The following is a 19,133-nucleotide window of genomic DNA, read 5'->3' as shown; positions in this document are numbered from 1 at the left end:
GCGGCGACGGTGGTTATCCACCGGTTCCACAGCCGCTATGAGTAAGGCTGGAATGTAATTACACAAATCCCCTCAAAGTCAGTGATGTGGGCAACCGGGCCACTGAGGGCCCGCTGCTACCTTTGGTGGGGTGAGCATCGCAGCACGGGCCAGGGGCCTGACAAAGATCTATGGTTCGGGGTCGGCCGTGGTCACCGCGCTCGACAACGTCGACTTCGACATCCACGAAGGCGAGTTCACCGCCATCATGGGGCCCTCCGGCTCCGGCAAGTCCACGCTCATGCACCTCATGGCGGCGCTCGACACCCCCACGGCCGGCGAGGTCTACATCGGCGACACCGCGGTCTCCACCCTCGACGACACGCCCCTGACGGTCCTGCGGCGCGACCGCATCGGGTTCATCTTCCAGGCGTTCAACCTCGTTCCCACGCTCACGGCGCGCGAGAACATCGTCCTGCCGCTGCGGATCGCCGGCCGCCCCGTCGACGACGAGTGGTTCGAGCGCGTCGTCGGGGTCCTCGGCCTCGGCGACCGGCTCACCCACAAACCGACGGAGCTGTCGGGCGGCCAGCAGCAGCGCGTCGCCTGTGCCCGCGCGCTCATGAACCGGCCCGACATCGTCTTCGGCGACGAGCCGACGGGCAACCTGGACTCGACGTCGGCCGCCGAGGTGCTGGGCTTCCTCAGGCGCAGCGTCGACGAGTTCGGCCAGACCGTCGTCATGGTCACGCACGACGCCCACGCCGCGAGCTACGCCGATCGGGCCGTGTTCCTCTCCGACGGGCGGATCGTCCACGAGCTCCGCGGCGCCACGCAGGAGGACCTGCTGAGCGCCATGTCGCACATCTACCCGCGCACCGACGCCACGCAGCGGCGCCCCGCCCCCGAGCCCGTCTACCGCGACGGCGGCCACGCGCCCACGCACGCCGGCCCCGTCGACGATGAGGAGCCCACCGTCGAGCGTTCCATCGCGCGCCGCGCCCTGATGGGCTGAGCGGATGCTGCACGCCACCTGGAGGTCTCTCTGGGCGCACAAGGTGCGCCTGGTGCTCAGCGCCCTGTCGATCGTGCTGGGCGTCGCGTTCGTCGCCGGCTCGCTGTTGTTCACCAACCTGCTGTCGTCGAGCTTCGACCAGCTGGTCAAGGGCGCCCTGGCGGACGTCAACGTGTCCGCCGAAGGTGTGGGCATCGAGGGCTTCGACCAGACCACCGGCCTGCAGCAGGTGTTGATGAGCCCCGACGACGTGGCGGCCATCGCCGACGTCGACGGCGTGGCGCAGGTCGAGGGCATGGTCTCCAGCAGCCAGATCTTCCCGCTGGACAAGGACGGCAACCTGTTGTCGTTCCCGGGCGCGCCCGGCGTCGGCATGAACTGGATCCAGGCCCCCGCGGCCGGCGGCCAGGTCGGCGCCCGGGTGGTCGACGGTCGGCCGCCAGAGACGGCCGACGAGCTCATGATGGACCCCGCGACCGTCACGCGCGGCGGCTACGTCCTCGGCGACACCGTCGAGGTGTCCACCCCCCGCAGTGGGCTCAAGAGCTACACCCTCGTCGGCACCGGCACCTACGGGGCGGGCGCGACCGCGGGCGCCAGCTACCTGTTCTTCACCCTCGACGAGGCCCAGGAGATCGTGCAGGACGGGGCCGAGGGCTTCTACGCCGCGTGGGTGGTGACCGAGCCCGGCGCGGACCCCGCGACGGTCGCGGACGCCGTCGAAGCCGGGCTCCCGGAGGGCTTCATCGCGGAGACCGGTGACGATCTGGCCGCCGAGATCGAGGAGCAGCTCGACGTCGGGCTCGGGTTCGTCAACACGTTCCTGCTGGTGTTCGCGGGCATCGCGCTGCTCGTCGCGACCCTGCTGATCCTCAACACGTTCTCGATCCTCGTGGCGCAGCGTTCGCGCGAGCTGGCGCTCCTGCGCGCCATCGGCGCCACCAGGCGCCAGGTCCGCGTCGCCGTGCTGAGCGAGGCCCTCGCCATCGGACTGGTCGGCGCGACGCTCGGGCTCGGCGTCGGCTACGGCCTCGCCTGGGGGATCCTCGTCGCGATGCGCTCCTTCGGCATCGACCTCGGCACCGCCGTGCCGACCATCGCGTGGCAGGCGGTGGTCGCCTCGTACGCCATCGGGATCGTCATCACGTTGGTCGCGGCGGCGCTGCCCGCGCGGAAGGCGTCGCGGGTCCGGCCGGTGGAGGCCATGGCCGCCGCCGCCCAGTCGGGCCCGGAGCGGATCGGCGGGCTGCCGATGGTGGGCATGGCCATGATCGAGATCGGCGTGGCGGCCCTGGTGTGTGCCGTTTGGCTCGACGTGCCGGAGCCGCTGTGGTGGGCCGGCGTCGGCGCCGTCCTGCTGCTGGTGGGCATGGTGCTGGCCGCCGTGGTCGTCGGCACCCCGCTGATCGCCGCATTCGGCGCGGCCTACCGCGCACTCTTCGGGGAGGTGGGCCGGCTCGCGCGGCTCAACGCGGTCCGCCAGCCGCGCCGCACCGCGGCCACCGCCGCGACGCTCATGATCGGGCTGGCCCTCGTCGCGACCGTCGCCATCCTCGCCGCGAGCACGACGACGTCGATCCGCGAGCGCCTCACCGCCGACCAGCGCGGCGACTTCACCCTCAGCCCCGTCGCGTACCAGCCGTTCGACGCCACCGTGATCGACGAGGTCCGCGCCGTCGACGGCGTCACCGACGTCTACGAGTTCTACCGCGGCATCACGCGCATCGGCGACGAACCCGTACAGCTGAGCGGCGCCTCCGCCGACGGCCTCACCCGCGCCAGCAGCCTGGAGCTCATCGCCGGCTCCCTCAGCGGCGACGGCGGCGCCCCGCCCGCGGTGATCAGCCGCGAGGTCGCCGACGACCACGACCTCACGCTCGGCCAGCTGTTCGACCTGCCGACCCCCACGGGCGGCACCGTGCGGCTTCTCGTCACCGGCATCCACGACGGCGGCCCGGGGCTGCAGCTGGGCGACATCATCGTCGACCTGGACACGTATGCGCAGCTGGGCGACGCGTCGCTCGTCCAGCGCCTCGTTGTGTTCACGGCCGACGACGCGGACCAGGCCGCCGTCCGCGACGCCCTCGAGGCGGCCGCCGACGACCTGCCCACCGTCGTGGTGGCCGACGTCGAGGAGTTCATCGACGCCCGCATCTCCCAGTTCTCGCAGCTGTTCTCGATCCTCTACGCCCTCCTGGCGCTGGCGATCATCATCTCGGTGCTGGGCATCGTCAACACGCTCGGGCTGTCCGTGATGGAGCGCACCCGGGAGGTGGGGCTGCTGCGCGCGGTCGGCATGACGCGCGCCCAGTTGCGGCGCATGGTCACGCTCGAGTCCGTCATGGTCGCGACGCTGGGCGCCGTGCTCGGCGTCGTGCTCGGGGTGGTCTTCGGCTCGGTGCTGGTGTCGCTGCTCCGCGACGACGGCATCGACATTCTGGTCATCCCGTGGCTGCAGCTGGCCGGGTTCGTGCTCGTCGCGGGGCTGTTCGGGGTCCTGGCGGCTGTGGGTCCCGCCCGGCGCGCGGCGCGCCTCAACGTGCTGGAATCGATCGCCACGGAGTAGCGGTTCGGGCCTGGCGCACCGGCCGACGCGCCCGGCTATGATGCAGGCGACGGTCAAGTATCCACGGCCGCCGAGTCGCATCGGTGCAGCCCGGGTCCGCGGGCCATGTTGAGTTGGCGAGTATCGAAGGGGAACCAGTGAAGATCCGAGTTGAGCGCGACGCGTTGGCCGACGCTGTGGCCTGGGTGGCACGGAGCCTGCCCACCCGTCCGACCGCCCCGATCCTCGCCGGCATGCTCCTCCAGGCGGATGCCAAGGGCCTGACGATGTCCAGCTTCGACTCGACGACGTCGGCCAAGGTCTCGCTGCCCGCCACGGTCACCGATGAAGGCACCGTGCTGGTCTCGGGCCGCCTGCTGGCCGAGATTGCACGCTCACTGCCGAACAAGCCGGTCGACCTCGTCGCCGACCACTCCAAGGTCGAGCTGACGTGCGGCCAGGCGCGGTTCACGCTCCAGACGCTGCCCGTCGACGAGTACCCCACGCTCCCGGACATGCCCACCCAGACCGGTGAGGTGGATGCCGCGGTGTTCGAGAAGGCCGTCGGGCAGGTGTTCGTGGCCGCCGGTCGCGACGAACTGCTCAGCGTCTTCACCGGCGTCAAGATGGAGATCAACGGCGAATCGCTGTCGCTGCTGGCCACCGACCGCTACCGCATGGCGCTCAAGGAGCTGACCTGGCGCCCGTCGTCGCCGTCGGTCGAGGGCGCCGTGCTGGTCCCGGGCAAGGTGCTCGCCGACACGGCCAAGTCCATGACGTCGGGCGACACCGTGACCATCTCGCTGTCGACCACCGAGGCCGAGGGCGAGGGCCTGGCCGGCTTCGTCGGCGAGAGCGCCCGCGGCACCCGCGAGGCCACCACCCGCCTGCTCAGCCAGGCGTTCCCGAAGGTCCGCCACCTCATGGATGTCGATGCCACGGTCAGCGTGCGGGTCAACACCGGAGACCTGCTGGCCGCGGTCAAGCGCGTGTCGCTGGTGGCGGAGCGCAACACCCCGCTGCGGATGCGCATCAACGACGACCACATCGCGCTCGAGGCCGCCACCGGAGACCAGGCGCAGGCGTCCGAGGCGCTCGAGGCGCAGGTGGAGGTCGTGGGCGACGAGCAGTCCATCACCGACGCCGGCTTCAACCCGCACTACCTGCTCGACGCCCTCACGGCGCTCGACGCCCCCTACGCGCACTTCTCGTTCACGCTGCCCGGAAAGCCGTGTCTCATCATGGGGCTGGCCACCATCGACGGCGACCCGCTCGTCGACTACCGGCACGTCATCATGCTGATGCGCCTGCCGAACTGACCCGTCCACCCAGGAGGTTCCACCATGCGCATCGGTCTGATCGGCCTCGGCAAGATGGGCGGCAACATGCGCGAGCGGCTCCGCCGCGGCGGCGTGGAGGTCGTCGGTCTCGACCACAACCCGGCCATCTCCGACGCCGCCGACGAGGCGGACCTCATCGCCCAGCTCGGCGACGGGCCCCGCGTCATCTGGCTCATGGTGCCGATCCACGCCGTCGACGCGCTCATCGAGACCCTGAAGCCGCTGCTGTCGCCCGGTGACATCGTCATCGACGGCGGCAACTCGAAGTGGACGCACGACGCCCGGCACGCCGCCTACCTGGCCGACGCCGGCGTCCGGTTCCTCGACTGCGGCGTCTCCGGCGGCGTGTGGGGCCTGGAGAACGGCTACGCGCTCATGGTCGGCGGGCCCGCGGACGCCGTCGAGATCGCCATGCCCGTGTTCGAGGCGCTCAAGCCTGAGGGCGAGTTCGGCTTCGTGCACGCGGGCGACCACGGCGCCGGGCACTTCGCGAAGATGGTCCACAACGGCGTCGAGTACGGCCTCATGCAGGCGTACGCCGAAGGCTGGGAACTGCTGGAGACCGCTGAGATCGTCAAGAACGTGCCCGAGGTGTTCGAGTCGTGGCGCGAGGGCACCGTGATCCGGTCCTGGCTGCTGGACCTCATGACGCACGCGCTCGACGCGGACCCGCACCTCGACGGCATCGAGGGCTACGCCGAGGACTCGGGCGAGGGCCGCTGGACGGTCAACGCCGCCGTCGACCTCGCGGTGCCGGTCCCGACGATCGCCGCCAGCCTGTTCGCCCGCTTCGTGTCGCGGCAGGAGGACTCGCCGGCCATGAAGATGGTCGCGGCCATGCGGCAGCAGTTCGGCGGCCACGCCGTCGCGCCCGCGAAGGACTGACCGGCTCGGTGTTCGTCACCGAACTGGCGCTGGTCGACTTCCGCAACTACACGGAGGCGTCGCTGACGCTGTCATCGGGCGTGACCGTGTTCGTCGGCGCCAACGGGCAGGGCAAGACCAACCTCGTCGAGGCCGTGGAGTACCTCTCGACGATGTCCTCGCACCGCGTGTCCGCCACCGCTCCGCTCATCAGGGCCGGCGCCGAGACCGCCGTCGTCCGCGCGAAGGTTCAGGCTGGCCCGGAGGACGAGCGGGTCATCTCGCTGGAGCTGGAGATCGCCAACGGGCGCTCGAACGTGGCGCGGCTGAACCGGGCGCCGGTGGCCCGGGCGCGCGACATCGTCGGCGCGCTGCGCACCGTGGTGTTCTCGCCCGTCGACCTGGGAATCGTCCGCGGCGACCCCTCGGACCGACGCGCTTGGCTGGACTCGCTCATCGTGACGCGCTGGCCGCGGATGGCGGGCGTGCGGCAGGACTACGACAAGGTCCTCAAACAACGCAACGCGCTGCTCAAGGGCATGGCCGGGCGCTCGTTCGTGCCCACCGGCGGCGACGAGGACGTGACGCTGACCGTGTGGAACGAGCAGCTCGCAGCCCTCGGCGCCGAGCTGCTGCACGCCCGGCTCGACACCCTGGCGGACGTGCTGCCCCACGCGCAGCGGGCCTACGAGACGATCGCGCCGGTCAACAACCGCATCGACGCCACGTACAAGACGGGGCTGGACCTCGGCGCTATGCCCGGCGACGACGTCAGGGCCGAGCTGCAGCGGCGGCTGCTGGAGCAGATGGAGCGGCTGCGCCGCGACGAGGTGTCGCGGGGGGTGACGCTGGTGGGGCCGCAGCGCGACGACGTCGAGTTGAGCATCGGGGCTCTGCCGGCGAAGGGCTACGCCTCGCACGGCGAGTCCTGGTCCCTGGCGCTCGCGCTGCGGCTCGGCGGCTTCTCGCTGGTCCGCGACGACGGGGTCCAGCCGGTGCTGGTGCTCGACGACGTGTTCGCGGAACTGGACGTGTCGCGGCGGGAGCGGCTGGCCGCCGCCGTCGCCGACGCCGAGCAGGTCCTCATCACCGCGGCGGTGGGGGCGGACGTGCCGGACTTCCCCGCCGAGCGGCGGTTCCGCGTCGAGGCGGGGACGGTCAGCGGACCCGAGGCGTAGGGGCGCTCAGCCGTAGGTGTCGCGGGGTCCCAGCCCCTTGACCGAGCGCGTGCCCTTCTTCCAGCTCGGGGGCTTCGGGCCGCGGAACTCGACCCGCAGCACCGTGCGGTCCCCGAGCTTCCGGTTGAGGGTCGCGACGATCTGCGAGGCGGCGTAACGCATCGCGGAGGCCCAGGCCGTGGAGTCGCAGTCGACGATCAGGACGCCGTCGGCGTAGTCGACGGGCTTCGAGTGCTGTGCGTTGGCCTCTCCGACCAGTTCCGGCCACCGCCGCAGGACCGTCGACAGGCCGATGCGGCGCTGCCAACCCCTGGCCTGGATCACCGACTCGAGCACGTCGCCCACCCGCTGAGGGTCGCGTTCGTTGGGGTGCGCCCCCGAACGCTGCTCCTGGAAGACTCGCCGGCGCCGGACCGGCTTCGGCGGCGCCGGCTCCGGCAGCGTCGGCCCGTACGCGGCGGACTCGACGGCGGCGCGCGCGATCTCCGAGGCCAGCTCCAGCCCGGTGGGGTCGTGCGCCTCCTCGCTCATGATCTCGAGGGTACCGGCCCCCGCCCGCGACACCTACGCTCGAGACATGCGCATCACCGTCACCGGCACCAGCACCGTCACCCTGCCCGCCGAGTGCGTCGCGGTGACCCTCACCCTCGGGTTCAGCGGCGCGGACCGCGAACCCGTCATCGCCGACACCGCGGCCCTGGCCGACCGGCTGCGGGCCCGCCTCGCCGAGGCCGTCGCCTCGGGCGCGGCCCGCGACCTCACCCTGTCGGGGCTGCGCACCTGGACCGCCACGCCCGTCGACGAGCGGGGCCGGCCGGCGCCGGCGCAGCACACCGCGGAGGTGCGCGGCAGCGTCGTGCTCGACGACCTGACGGTCGCGGGGCCGTTGCTCGGCGAGTTGGCCACGGTCCCTGGCGTGCAGATCGGCTGGCTCGACTGGCGGCTGCGCGACGCCACCGTCGCCGACCTCCAGCCCCGCGCGCTGGCCGACGCGTTCGGGCGCGCCCGGCGCCGCGCCGAATGGATCGCGGCCGCGGCGGGCACCGGCAGCCTCGAGGTGGTGTCGATCACCGACGGCGGCGCACCCGGCACCTTCGCCCGCTCGGCGATGCGCATGGCCGAGGCGGCGCCGTCGTTCGACCTCGACCCCGGCGAGGTGGACCTGTCGGCGACGCTGACGGTGGAGTTCGACGCGCGCTGACACCGCCGGGGATCGTCTCGCCACAGGGCAAAGCGCGGCCTGTGTCGAGGCCCTGAGAGTCGGCTGAGATCTCTTCAGCAGAACCCTTCCCACCGGGGCCCAGCCGTGGTTACATGAGAGACGGGCAGCTGACCGGTGGGGGGACTGGATGAGACTGCAGGGATTGTCATCCGTGATCGCGGCGGCGATCTCGGCTGCCCTGGTGGGAGGCGCCGTCGCCACCGCCCAGGATCCCCGAACCGCCCTCGAGGCAGTGCCCGCCCCGGTGAGTTCCGCGGCCCCCTCCCCGGTCCTCGCGGCCGCCGAGCTGCCGAGCCTCCCGATGCGGGTCGCGGTCGAGGCACTGGCGCGGAACGAGGACCGCGAGCTGACCTTCGACCCCTTCAGCGCCCCCACGCCCGAGATCGCCCCGCTCGAGGGTCCCCGCGTCCCTGACCCGCCGCCGCCCTCGGCGCCGCCGACCATCTCCGCCGAACCGAGCATCGGATCGCTCGGGGACGTCGTTGACGGCGACCTCTTCGCGCAGCCCGTCAATGGCCGGCGCACCTCGGCGTTCGGCATGCGGTTCCATCCGGTGCTGCGCCGCTGGAAGTTGCACACCGGGCTGGACTTCGCCGCCCCGTGCGGCACCCCCATCGGCGCGGCCGCGGGCGGGCGGGTCGTCGCGACCGGCTGGGCCGGCGGCAACGGCGTCCAGGTGAAGATCGACCACGGGTGGATCGGTGGCTACCGCGTTGTGACCACCTACAACCACCTGTCCGCCATCGGCGTGCGCGTCGGCCAGGTCGTCGAGGCGCTCGACGGGATCGGGCGGGTCGGGAACACCGGCTACTCGACGGGGTGTCACCTGCACTTCGAGGTCATCGCCAACGGCCAGTTCACCGACCCCGATCCGTGGCTCAACGGCAAGCCGTCGCGGGTGGATCTGAGTTCGGTCGCGTTCTTCGACGTGCCGGACATGCCCTCGCCGCTGCCGTCGGCGACGCCGTCCGTGTCGCCCAGCCCGAGCGCGTCGGCGTCGCTGAGCCCGCTGCTGTCGCTGTCTCCGAGCGGTTCGCCGTCGCCGAGCGCGTCGCCCTCACCGTCGCTGTCGTGGTCGCCGAGCCCGTCGCTGTCGCCGTCTCCCTCGCCGTCGGTGTCGGTCTCGCCGTCTCCGAGTCCGGTCGCGTCGCCGGCCCCGTCGCCGTCGCTGACGCCGTCACCGGCGGTCAGCGATCCCTCGCCCACGCCGTCGGCGATCGAGTCGAGTCCGGTCGCGGCGGCGTCGGTGGCCTCCCCCTCCACGGAGGCGGCGTCCTCACCCGCGCCCGAGCCGACGACACCCGCCCCGCCCCCGCCGCCCCCGACGACCGAGGCCCCTCCGCCGACGACCCAGGCGCCGGAGCCGGCCCCCGCCGAGGAGCCCGCGCCGGAGCCCGCCCCGACGTCGGAGGCCGCGCCCGAGCCGACGGCGGAGCCGAGCCCCGCCGCCTGACGCTCAGACGAAGAGCAGGGCGCCCGCGGCGAGGATCGACGTCAGCAGCGTGATGACGTCGAACGCGCGCTGTGGCACGCGGTGGATGAGGGCGACGCCGATGATGGTTCCGACGAGCACGACGGGGATCCCCCACGCGACCGTGACCAGGACCTGCGGCGTGAACAGCCCCAGGGACGCGGTGAGCGGGGTCTTGGCCACGTTGACGATGAAGTAGAACCAGGCCGATGTGCCGAGGAAGCGCATCTTCTCGACCTTGGCCAGCTGCAGGTAGACCGCCATGACGGGGCCGGCGGCGTTGGCGGCCATGGTGGTGAAGCCGGCCGCGACGCCCGCGCCGATCGTCAGCGCGCGATGCGGGGGGCCTGCGTCGGCGGGGTCGGGTGCGCGGCGTCGCGCCAGCGTCGTCATGACGAGCTGGATGAGCACGGACGTCAGGAGGATCGCGCCGATGGAGCGGCGCAGGACCAGGTCGTCGACGACGTTGATGAACAACGCCCCGAGGAGGATGCCCGGCACGACGGAGGGCAGGAGGGCGCGCAGGAGCGACCAGTCGGCGGAGCGGCGGTAGCGCATCACGCCGATGATGTCGCCGGTGATGAGCAACAGGAGGGCGGCCGCCGTGGACTCCCTCGTCGGCAGGGCGAGGGCCAGGAGCGCGACGGCGATGGACCCGAGGCCGCCGAAGCTGGTCTTGGCGATGCCGATGATCAGCGCGGCGGCGCCGGCCGCGATCCATGTCCACTCCACGGGGGTCTCCCTCTGTCGCGGGCAGGCTACCCCGGCGGCCCCTGCCGGACCCAACCGTGTTGAGCCTGACACGCGGCGTGCGGCGATGGGATGAGCCTGATTCGCGGTTCGTGCCCCGCTGTTGAGCCTGAATCGAGTCTCAAACCCGGAATTTCGCGTTGGATCGTTACATTCCTGTTCGACACCAGAATCAGGCTCAAACCCTTGCGCCGATCTGGCGCCCTACGGCCCCCAGAGGGATAGGGGACCCTGCATCTGCCTCCACCGTCCGCGCCAAACCGGCTCTGGTCGCGTCCCAGTGCCATATTCACCCCGCTCCGATGTCCGGTTTTGGGCGTGACCACGGTAGAATTGGGACGATCAACGGCGCCGGCCAGCCCGGCGCCCGTTTGTGTGGACAGGAGCAAAGTGACCGACGACGTGCAGGCAGACGAGGACTTCACCCCCACGGAGCGCATGGAAGGGCTGCTCGACACGGCGGACAATACGGTCTCCGGCAGCTACGACGCCGATCAGATCTCGGTCCTCGAGGGCCTCGAGGCGGTCCGCAAGCGCCCCGGCATGTACATCGGGTCCACCGGCGAGCGCGGCCTTCACCACCTGGTCTACGAGATCGTCGACAACTCCGTCGACGAGGCACTGGCCGGGTACTGCAACTCCATCGAGATCGAACTCCTCGACAACGGCGGAGTCCGCGTCAAGGACGACGGGCGCGGCATCCCGGTCAAGGAGCACCCGGTCGAGAAGATCCCCACCGTGACGCTCGTGCTGACCGTGCTCCACGCCGGCGGCAAGTTCGGCGACGGCGGCTACAAGGTCTCCGGCGGCCTGCACGGCGTCGGCTCGTCCGTGGTCAACGCTCTGTCCGACAAGCTCATCGTCGACGTCCGCCGCGACGGCTACCGCTGGCAGCAGACCTTCCACCTCGGCGTCCCGGTCACGGAGCTCGAGCGCCTCGAGGAGACCACCGAGACAGGCACCACGGTCACGTTCTACCCCTCGCCGGACATCTTCGAGACCACGCGCTACAACTACGACACGCTCGCGACGCGCTTCCGCGAGATGGCGTTCCTCAACAAGGGCCTGCGGATCTCGCTGATCGATCTGCGCGCCGACCACCAGGTCGCCACCGGCGACGAGGGCGAGACCGACACCCCGTACGACGAGTTCCAGTTCGACGACGGCCTCATCGACTACGTGAAGTACCTGTCTGCGGGCAAGGACACCATCCACCCCACCGTCATCGCTGTCGAGGCCCACGCCCCGGAGCAGGGGATGGGCGTCGAGATCGCCATGCAGTGGAACTCGTCGTACACCAACAGCGTCTACACGTTCGCCAACACCATCAACACGCACGAGGGCGGCACGCACGAGGAGGGCTTCCGGGCCGCGCTGACCAACACCGTCAACCGGTGGGGCGAGTCGTGGGGGCTGATCAAGAAGCGGGAGGACCGCGTCTCCGGCGACGACATCCGCGAGGGTCTCACCGCCATCGTGTCGATCAAGGTCTCCGAGCCGCAGTTCGAGGGCCAGACCAAGACGAAGCTGGGTAACACCGAGGCGAAGTCGTTCGTGCAGCGCGTCCTCAACGACCGGCTGGGCGACTGGTTCGAGCGCAACCCCGCCGAGGGCAAGGACATCGTCCGCAAGGCGCAGTCCGCGGCGCAGGCGCGCATCGCGGCCCGCAAGGCCCGCGACATGGCCCGCTCCCGCAAGGGTCTGCTCGGCGGTTCCGGCCTGCCGGGCAAGCTGGTCGACTGCCAGTCGACGGATCCGTCCGAGTGCGAGATGTTCATCGTCGAGGGCGACTCCGCCGGTGGCTCCGCCCGCGGTGGCCGCGACCCCCGCACCCAGGCGATCCTCCCCATCCGCGGCAAGATCCTCAACGTCGAGAAGGCGCGCATCGACCGCATCCTCGCGAACAAGGAGGTCGAGGCGATCATCAACGCCCTCGGCGCCGGGATGCAGGAGGACTTCGACCTCGCGAAGCTGCGCTACCACAAGCTCATCCTCATGGCCGACGCCGACGTCGACGGCGCCCACATCCGCACGCTGCTGCTCACGCTGCTGTTCCGGTTCATGCGCCCGCTCATCGAGGCCGGTCACGTCTACCTCGCGCAGCCGCCGCTGTTCCGGCTGCGCTGGACCAACGCGCCGCACGAGCTGGCCTACAGCGACTCCGAGCGCGACGCGCTGCGGATCAAGGGCCTCGAGGAGGGCAAGAAGCTCCCTCAGGTCAACCCGATCCAGCGGTACAAGGGTCTGGGTGAGATGAACGCCGACGACCTGTGGGACACCACGATGGACCCGGACAACCGGATCCTGCTGCAGGTCACGCTCGAGGACGCCGCCATGGCGGACCAGATGTTCTCCATCCTCATGGGGGAGGACGTCGAGCAGCGCCGCACGTTCATCCAGCGCAACGCCCGCGACGTGCGCTTCCTCGACATCTGATCCCCGCGGCGACGATGTCCACGTTTTCGAAAGGTTTGTTGACGCATGGCTGACGACGGCACTCTGGTCCCCCCGTCCCTGGGTCGGGTCGACCCCATCGACCTGCAGGTCGAGATCCAGCGCTCGTACCTCGACTACGCGATGAGCGTCATCGTCGGGCGCGCCCTGCCGGACGTGCGCGACGGCCTCAAGCCCGTGCACCGGCGCGTGCTCTACGCGATGTGGGACGGCGGCTACCGCCCGGACCGCGGGTGGAACAAGTGCTCCCGCGTCGTCGGCGAGGTCATGGGCCTCTACCACCCGCACGGCGACACCGCCATCTACGACACCCTCGTGCGCCTGGCGCAGCCGTGGGCCATGCGGCACCCGCTCGTTTCCGGCCAGGGCAACTTCGGCAGCCAGGGCAACGACAAGGCCGCCGCCATGCGGTACACCGAGTGCAAGATGGCGCCGCTCGCCGTCGAGATGGTGCGCGAGATCGAGCAGAACACCGTCGACTTCAAGCCCAACTACGACAACCGCGAGGAGGAGCCCGTCGTCCTGCCGGCGCGGTTCCCGAACCTGCTGGTCAACGGCTCGACCGGTATCGCGGTCGGCATGGCCACCAACATCCCGACGCACAACCTGCGCGAGGTCAACGACGCCGTCCAGTGGGCGCTCGAGCACCCCGAGGCGACGCGCGAGGAGCTCCTCGACGCGGCGATGCACCGCATCCAGGGTCCCGACTTCCCCGGCGGCGGCCTCATCGTCGGCCGCGGCGGCATCGAGGAGGCGTACCGCACGGGCCGCGGGTCGGTCACCATGCGCGCCGTCATCGACATGGAGGAGGACAACAAGGGCCGCCAGATGCTGGTGGTCACCGAGCTGCCCTACATGGTCAACCCGGACGCGCTGGCCCAGCGCATCGCCGACCTCGTCAACGCCGGCAAACTCACGGGCATCGCGGACATCCGCGACGACACCTCCGCCCGCACCGGCCAGCGCCTCGTCATCGTCCTCAAGCGCGACGCCCAGCCGCGCGTGGTGATGAACAACCTGTACAAGCACACCGCGCTGCAGGACACCTTCGGCTGCAACATGCTGGCCATCGTCGACGACGTGCCCCGCACGCTGCGCCTGGACCAGTTCATCTCGCTGTGGATCAAGCACCAGCTCGACGTCATCCGTCGCCGCACCCAGTACCAGCTCGACGACGCGGAGAAGCAGGCCCACATCTACCGCGGCCTGGTCAAGGCCCTTGACGCGCTCGACGAGGTCATCGCGCTCATCCGGCGCTCGCCGTCGACGGAGGACGCCCGCGAGGGCCTGATGGATCTGCTCGGCATCGACCAGGTCCAGGCCACCGCGATCCTCGACATGCAGCTGAGGCGCCTCGCGGCCCTCGAGCGGCAGAAGATCATCGACCACCTGTCCCAGCTCGAGGCGCGCATCGAGGACCTCAAGGACATCCTGTCCAACGAGCCCCGGCAGCGGCAGATCATCGCCGACGAGCTGCAGGAGATCGTCGACAAGTACGGCGACGACCGCCGCACGCGCATCGTCGCGGCCGACGGCGACTTCTCCGAGGAGGACTTCATCCCCGACGAGGACGTGGTCGTCACCATCACGCACGGCGGCTACGCCAAGCGCACCCGCGCCGATCAGTACCGGGTTCAGAAGCGCGGCGGCAAGGGCGTCCGCGGCGCGGCGCTGCGGGCCGACGACGAGGTGGAGCACCTCTTCACGACGACGAACCATCAGTGGCTGCTCTTCTTCACCAACTTCGGCCGCGTGTACCGGGCGAAGGTGTGGCAGCTGCCGGAGTCGGGCCGCGACGCCAAGGGCGGCCACGTGGCCGGGCTGCTCAGCTTCCTGCCGGACGAGAAGATCGCCCAGGTGTTGACCATCCGCAGCTACGAGGACGCCGAGTACCTGCTGCTGGCCACGAAGCACGGCTTGGTGAAGAAGACGGACCTCAAGGCCTACGACTCGCCGCGCCAGGCCGGTGTCATCGCGGTCAACTTCCGCGAAGAGTCCGACGAACTGATCGGCGCGTCGCTGGTGAGCTCCACCGACGACGTCCTGCTCATCTCCCGGAAGGGCCAGGCGATCCGGTTCCCCGCCGACGACGCCCAGCTGCGCCCCATGGGCCGCGCGACCTCCGGTGTGACTGGCATGAAGTTCCGCTCCGGTGACGAGCTGCTGTCCATGGCGGTCCTGCGGGCGGATGAGGACCAGTCGGACCGCTTCGTGTTCACGGTGACCGACGGCGGCTTCGCGAAGCGCACCGCCGTCGACGAGTACCGTGTGCAGGGTCGCGGCGGGCTGGGCATCAAGGCCATGCGGCTGAACGAGGACCGCGGATCGCTGGTCGGTGGGCTCATCGTCCGCGAGGGCGACGAGGTGCTGGCCATCAAGGTGTCCGGGCAGGTGACGCGATCCGCGGTGGCGGGTGTCCCCGTCAAGGGCCGCGACACCATGGGGGTGAAGTTCGTCGGGGTCAAGGGCGACGACGCCGTCGGCGCGATCGCCTTGTACCCCGAGTCGGAGGCCGCCGACGCAGTCGACGCCGATCCGGCTACTTTCGACGGCGATGCTGCGGAGGCCGAACCCGGTACGGTAGAGGACAGCGCTGCCGATCAGGCGACGTCCGAGCCGACCACTGAGGGGGTAGCCGACGATGAGTGAGAACTCGCCGCGCTGGCCGTCCGCGTCCGGGGCGGGGGGTCTGGACTTCTCCCGGAACCGCCCCAGCCCGTCTGAGGAGACAGAGGCCAACGGACGTCCCGCCGAGTGGCAGCCCCTCGAGACCCCGCCGGCCCCTGTCCGGGCCGGATATGCGGTGCCGGGCGACGGAGGCGCGGGGGCGTCGGTGACCACGCCGTCGCGCGCGGCTGACGATCCCGACGCGACCGATGAGGAACGTCCCAGCGCCGACGCCGACGCGACGGGGGAGTCGGGGAGTGAGCAGACCCGGACGCTGCCGGCGTTCGCCGGCCGGGCGGCCCGCGCGGCCCAGGAATGGGCGGCCAAGGCCCGCAGCGCCGTCGTCATCACCCCGGGTGGTCCGTCGGCGGGTTCTGCCGCCACGACGGGAGCGGCGTCCGGCGCCGCGGCCGGCCTCGTGACCGGTGCCGCCGTCGCGGAACACCACGAGCCGACGCCCGCCGAGGGCGCTGCTCCGCACCGCACGGTGCGGCGGACCCGAAAGGCGCGGCTGCGCCTGGCCCGGATCGATCCGTGGTCCGTGATGAAGACGTCGTTCCTGTTCTCCATCGCGTTCGGCGTGATGCTGGTGGCCGCGACCTTCATGGTGTGGTCGGTGCTCGCGGGTTCCGGGGCGCTCGAATCCACGAACCAGCTGATCAACACGCTGATCGGCGATGAGGACACGGCGTTCAACATCGGCGACTTCCTGAGCATGTCGCGGGTGCTGGGTTTCGCGACGGTGGTCGCGGCGGTCGACGTCGTGATCCTCACCGCGGTGTCGACCCTGTTCGCGTTCCTGTATAACCTCGCGGCCACCGTGATGGGCGGCCTTGAGGTCACGCTCGCCGAGGACTGACCCCGCCTGGCTGGCTGAGGTGCCTCCGGTTCTGTGATCAGTTGCCTGCCTTGCGCCTCGGCGCCTGCCTTACGTCTGGCCGCCTGCCTTACGTCTGGGCGCCTGCCTCGCGTCTCGGCGCCTGCCCTACAGCGCAGGCGTCTCTCCATCGCCTGCCCTGCGTTCAGATGCCTGCTCTACAGGGCAGGCGATCTGAATTTCCGCAGGCGCCGACGGGTGGCCTGCCCGAGTTCTTGCTCGGCGCCGGAGGCTAGGAAACCAGGCTGACAAGGTCGTTCATGGCGACGGAGGCCTCGGTTTGCCGGGCGACGAAACGGTGCGCTAGAGTTACGCGTCGGTGAACGGGCCTATAGCTCAGACGGTTAGAGCGCTGCCCTGATAAGGCAGAGGTCACTGGTTCAAGTCCAGTTAGGCCCACCATCGCAAACCCGCGTCTCAGGCGCGGGTCTTTTGCTGTCCCGGTCGGGCGCCCCACCCGGACCGCGACGCGTCAGCCGGCGAGCGTGCCGCCGAAGACCTGCCAGGCCAGGAGCGACTTCGCCACGAGGCTGAGGATGATGTAGCTGCGCTCCCCAACCAGGTAGTCCGCCCAGCGGCCCTTCGCGCGATACTGGAGCCACTGGTTGAGGGCGAAGACGTTGAAGAACAGGAACAGCGACACCACGATGGCGTGGACGAAGCCGGGCGGCTCGGCCTCGGAGCCCGGCGCGACGGTGTAGTAGAGGATCGCCAGCCAGGGGACGATCCCCGCGACGCAGCCGAAGATGAACGGCAGCCATCCGCGGCCGCCGGGCTGCTCGTATTTCTCCTGGAGCCAGCCGAACAGGATCATCGACACGTTGGCGCCCGCGATTCCGATGAGCGCCGCCACATCCGTGATGCCGACGAGCTGCGAGATGACGACGATCATGAGCGTCGACGAGAACGAGTACTCCACCCAGCGCGCCCGGTTGATCCTGTGCGACAGGTCGCGGATGTAGCGGGGGAACCACACGGTCGCGACGATGAGGTGGGCGAGGAACGAGAGCGCGAGGAAGCCGGCCACCGCCAGGCCGGTGGGGAGGTCCACCTGAACGGTCGCGGGCCCCGGCGGCGTCCCGGGCGGGCCGGCGAGGTAGGCCGCGGTGATCGGCAGTGAGAAGTCGGTGGCGAGGATCACCACGACGATCGCCTGGACGAGGTGCAGCGCTGCGGCTGCGAGGTTGAGGGTGCGCAGGCGATACCCCGCCTCCCTGCACATGAGTGCAGCGCCGCTGAGCCCGACGTGCACGTGAGGCGGCTCGGCGCTGGAATCGGCGCGGGCACGGGCACGCTTACCCCAAGGAGCCGACGACGACGTGGCACCGCGACACCCAGACCGCCCACGCCGTCGCCCGCCCATCCGATCCTGTGGGAGTCACCGTGGACCAGTCAGCCCGCTACACCGATCTCAGCCTCCGTGAGGACGACCTCATCGCCGGGGGGAAGCACATCCTCTGCGCCTACACGATGCGGCCGAAGTCCGGCTCCTTCCTGGAGGCGGCGGCGCACTTCGCCGCGGAGTCGTCGACGGGCACCAACGTCGACGTCTCCACCACCGACGACTTCACCCGCGGCGTCGACGCCATCGTCTACCACGCCGACGAAGCGACGGAGGAGGTGCGCATCGCGTACCCGCTCGACCTGTTCGACCGCAACATGATCGACGGCCGGATGATGATGGTGTCCTTCCTCACGCTGACCATCGGCAACAACCAGGGCATGGGGGACATCGAGTACGCCAAGATGTTCGACTTCTACGTCCCGCGCGCCGCGATCAGCCTGTTCGACGGCCCGTCCATGGGCATCGCCGACCTGTGGCGCGTCCTCGGCCGGCCGGTCACCGACGGCGGCTACATCGCCGGCACCATCATCAAGCCCAAGCTGGGGCTGCGCCCCGAACCGTTCGCGCGCGCGGCCTACGAGTTCTGGCTGGGCGGCGACTTCATCAAGAACGACGAGCCCCAGGGCAACCAGGTGTTCGCCCCCATGAAGCAGACCATCCCCCTGGTCTACGACGCGATGAAACGCGCCATGGACGACACCGGCGAGGCGAAGCTGTTCAGCGCCAACATCACCGCCGACGACCACGCCGAGATGATCGCCCGCGGCGAGTTCATCCTCGAGACCTTCGGCCCCGACGCCGACAAGGTGGCGTTCCTCGTCGACGGCTACGTCGGCGGGCCGGGTGCCGTCACCACCGCGCGGCGCTACTTCGCCAGGCAGTATCTCCACTTCCACCGCGCCGGCCACGGCGCCGTCACGTCCCCCAGCTCGAAGCGCGGCTACACCGCGTACGTGCTGGCGAAGATGGCGCGCCTCCAGGGCGCCTCGGGCATCCACGTCGGCACCATGGGCTACGGCAAGATGGAGGGCGCCCGCGACGACCGCGCCATCGCGTACATCTGCGAGCGGGACCAGTACCAGGGCCCGGCCTTCCACCAGGAGTGGCACGGCATGCGGCCCACCACGCCCATCGTCTCCGGCGGGATGAACGCGCTGCGCCTGCCCGGGTTCTTCGCCAACCTGGGGCACGCCAACATCATCAACACCGCGGGCGGCGGCGCGTACGGGCACCTCGACGGCGCCGCTGCCGGCGGGCGATCGCTGCGACAGGCGCACGAGTGCTGGGCGGCGGGCGCGGACCCCGTCGAGTGGGCCACCGGGCACCGGGAGTTCGCCCGGGCCTTCGAGTCCTTCCCCGCCGACGCCGACGCCCTGTACCCGGGCTGGCGGCAGGCCCTCGGCGTGGACCGCTGAGCCGGACCCAC

At 70.6% G+C, this 19,133-nt stretch carries 14 protein-coding genes and 1 tRNA gene; 12 read left to right on the top strand and 3 right to left on the bottom strand.

Going from position 1 to position 19,133, the window contains the following annotated elements:
* Positions 1–130 precede the first annotated feature (130 nt).
* From ACFQPD_RS04540 to recF, 5 genes are all read left to right on the top strand, one after another.
* The gene (locus ACFQPD_RS04540) at positions 131–994 is read left to right on the top strand and encodes an ABC transporter ATP-binding protein (RefSeq protein WP_078919907.1); all 864 of its coding nucleotides are present in this window, start codon (positions 131–133) and stop codon (positions 992–994) included.
* A gap of 4 nt (positions 995–998) precedes the next feature.
* Complete coding sequence (locus ACFQPD_RS04535) at positions 999–3,560, top strand: ABC transporter permease (RefSeq protein WP_385898895.1); 2,562 nt, start codon at positions 999–1,001, stop codon at positions 3,558–3,560.
* Between the two features lie 137 nt (positions 3,561–3,697).
* Entirely contained in the window at positions 3,698–4,858 is a 1,161-nt protein-coding gene (dnaN, locus tag ACFQPD_RS04530) for a DNA polymerase III subunit beta (RefSeq protein ID WP_385898892.1), read from the top strand.
* A gap of 24 nt (positions 4,859–4,882) precedes the next feature.
* The gene (gene gnd / locus ACFQPD_RS04525) at positions 4,883–5,764 is read left to right on the top strand and encodes a phosphogluconate dehydrogenase (NAD(+)-dependent, decarboxylating) (RefSeq protein ID WP_385898890.1); all 882 of its coding nucleotides are present in this window, start codon (positions 4,883–4,885) and stop codon (positions 5,762–5,764) included.
* Positions 5,765–5,772: 8 nt separating this feature from the next.
* Positions 5,773–6,921 carry a DNA replication/repair protein RecF gene (gene recF / locus ACFQPD_RS04520; protein WP_385898887.1) on the top strand — a complete coding sequence of 383 codons (1,149 nt, stop codon included), beginning with the start codon at positions 5,773–5,775 and terminating at the stop codon, positions 6,919–6,921.
* Between the two features lie 6 nt (positions 6,922–6,927).
* Here recF and ACFQPD_RS04515 read toward each other — a convergent pair whose 3' ends face one another.
* Complete coding sequence (locus ACFQPD_RS04515) at positions 6,928–7,452, bottom strand: DUF721 domain-containing protein (RefSeq protein WP_385898884.1); 525 nt, start codon at positions 7,450–7,452, stop codon at positions 6,928–6,930.
* 46 nt (positions 7,453–7,498) lie between these two features.
* On the opposite strand from ACFQPD_RS04515, the gene ACFQPD_RS04510 reads away from it, so the two are divergent.
* Positions 7,499–8,122, top strand: coding sequence for an SIMPL domain-containing protein (locus tag ACFQPD_RS04510; RefSeq protein ID WP_385898881.1), 624 nt, complete (start codon positions 7,499–7,501; stop codon positions 8,120–8,122).
* Positions 8,123–8,270: 148 nt separating this feature from the next.
* Positions 8,271–9,596, top strand: coding sequence for a M23 family metallopeptidase (locus tag ACFQPD_RS04505; RefSeq protein WP_385898878.1), 1,326 nt, complete (start codon positions 8,271–8,273; stop codon positions 9,594–9,596).
* A gap of 3 nt (positions 9,597–9,599) precedes the next feature.
* On the opposite strand, the gene ACFQPD_RS04500 is transcribed toward ACFQPD_RS04505, so the two are convergent.
* Positions 9,600–10,346: a sulfite exporter TauE/SafE family protein gene (locus tag ACFQPD_RS04500; protein ID WP_385898876.1), complete on the bottom strand. Its 747-nt coding sequence runs from the start codon at positions 10,344–10,346 to the stop codon at positions 9,600–9,602.
* Between the two features lie 456 nt (positions 10,347–10,802).
* Here ACFQPD_RS04500 and gyrB point away from each other — a divergent pair, with 456 nt between their 5' ends.
* The 4 genes from gyrB (at position 10,803) to ACFQPD_RS04480 (ending at position 16,764) form a co-directional block, all read left to right on the top strand.
* Positions 10,803–12,800 carry a DNA topoisomerase (ATP-hydrolyzing) subunit B gene (gyrB, locus tag ACFQPD_RS04495; protein WP_385898940.1) on the top strand — a complete coding sequence of 666 codons (1,998 nt, stop codon included), beginning with the start codon at positions 10,803–10,805 and terminating at the stop codon, positions 12,798–12,800.
* A 45-nt stretch (positions 12,801–12,845) separates the two neighbouring features.
* Positions 12,846–15,467, top strand: a complete 2,622-nt coding sequence (gene gyrA / locus ACFQPD_RS04490; RefSeq protein WP_385898873.1) for a DNA gyrase subunit A — start codon at positions 12,846–12,848, stop codon at positions 15,465–15,467.
* Positions 15,460–16,344: a DUF3566 domain-containing protein gene (locus ACFQPD_RS04485; RefSeq protein ID WP_385898870.1), complete on the top strand. Its 885-nt coding sequence runs from the start codon at positions 15,460–15,462 to the stop codon at positions 16,342–16,344. The genes gyrA and ACFQPD_RS04485 overlap by 8 nt, the downstream gene beginning before the upstream one ends.
* A 343-nt stretch (positions 16,345–16,687) precedes the next feature.
* Positions 16,688–16,764: transfer RNA gene (locus ACFQPD_RS04480), tRNA-Ile, on the top strand.
* Between the two features lie 70 nt (positions 16,765–16,834).
* On the opposite strand, the gene heR is transcribed toward ACFQPD_RS04480, so the two are convergent.
* Positions 16,835–17,584 (bottom strand): heliorhodopsin HeR, encoded by a 750-nt coding sequence (gene heR, locus ACFQPD_RS04475; RefSeq protein WP_385898867.1) that lies wholly within the window; start codon positions 17,582–17,584, stop codon positions 16,835–16,837.
* Positions 17,585–17,745: 161 nt separating this feature from the next.
* Between heR and ACFQPD_RS04470 the strand changes: the two genes are divergently transcribed.
* On the top strand, positions 17,746–19,122 hold the full coding sequence (locus ACFQPD_RS04470; RefSeq protein ID WP_385898864.1) for a ribulose-bisphosphate carboxylase: 1,377 nt from the start codon (positions 17,746–17,748) through the stop codon (positions 19,120–19,122).
* Positions 19,123–19,133 lie beyond the last annotated feature (11 nt).

It is taken from the genome of Tessaracoccus sp. O5.2 (assembly GCF_964266725.1).
In the GTDB taxonomy this organism is placed as follows: Bacteria; Actinomycetota; Actinomycetes; order Propionibacteriales; family Propionibacteriaceae; genus Arachnia; species Arachnia lapidicapta.
Note: the sequence above shows the minus strand (reverse complement) of the source record. Positions and strands in the feature narration are given on the sequence as shown.

What these genes read in the sequence shown, in the direction of transcription:
- heR (WP_385898867.1), bottom strand. Translation starts at nt 17,584, where the DNA reads ATGTGCAGGGAGGCGGGGTATCGCCTGCGCACCCTCAACCTCGCAGCC.
- gyrA (WP_385898873.1), top strand. Translation starts at nt 12,846, where the DNA reads ATGGCTGACGACGGCACTCTGGTCCCCCCGTCCCTGGGTCGGGTCGAC.
- ACFQPD_RS04505 (WP_385898878.1), top strand. Translation starts at nt 8,271, where the DNA reads ATGAGACTGCAGGGATTGTCATCCGTGATCGCGGCGGCGATCTCGGCT.
- ACFQPD_RS04535 (WP_385898895.1), top strand. Translation starts at nt 999, where the DNA reads ATGCTGCACGCCACCTGGAGGTCTCTCTGGGCGCACAAGGTGCGCCTG.
- ACFQPD_RS04515 (WP_385898884.1), bottom strand. Translation starts at nt 7,452, where the DNA reads ATGAGCGAGGAGGCGCACGACCCCACCGGGCTGGAGCTGGCCTCGGAG.
- ACFQPD_RS04485 (WP_385898870.1), top strand. Translation starts at nt 15,460, where the DNA reads ATGAGTGAGAACTCGCCGCGCTGGCCGTCCGCGTCCGGGGCGGGGGGT.
- gyrB (WP_385898940.1), top strand. Translation starts at nt 10,803, where the DNA reads ATGGAAGGGCTGCTCGACACGGCGGACAATACGGTCTCCGGCAGCTAC.
- gnd (WP_385898890.1), top strand. Translation starts at nt 4,883, where the DNA reads ATGCGCATCGGTCTGATCGGCCTCGGCAAGATGGGCGGCAACATGCGC.
- ACFQPD_RS04510 (WP_385898881.1), top strand. Translation starts at nt 7,499, where the DNA reads ATGCGCATCACCGTCACCGGCACCAGCACCGTCACCCTGCCCGCCGAG.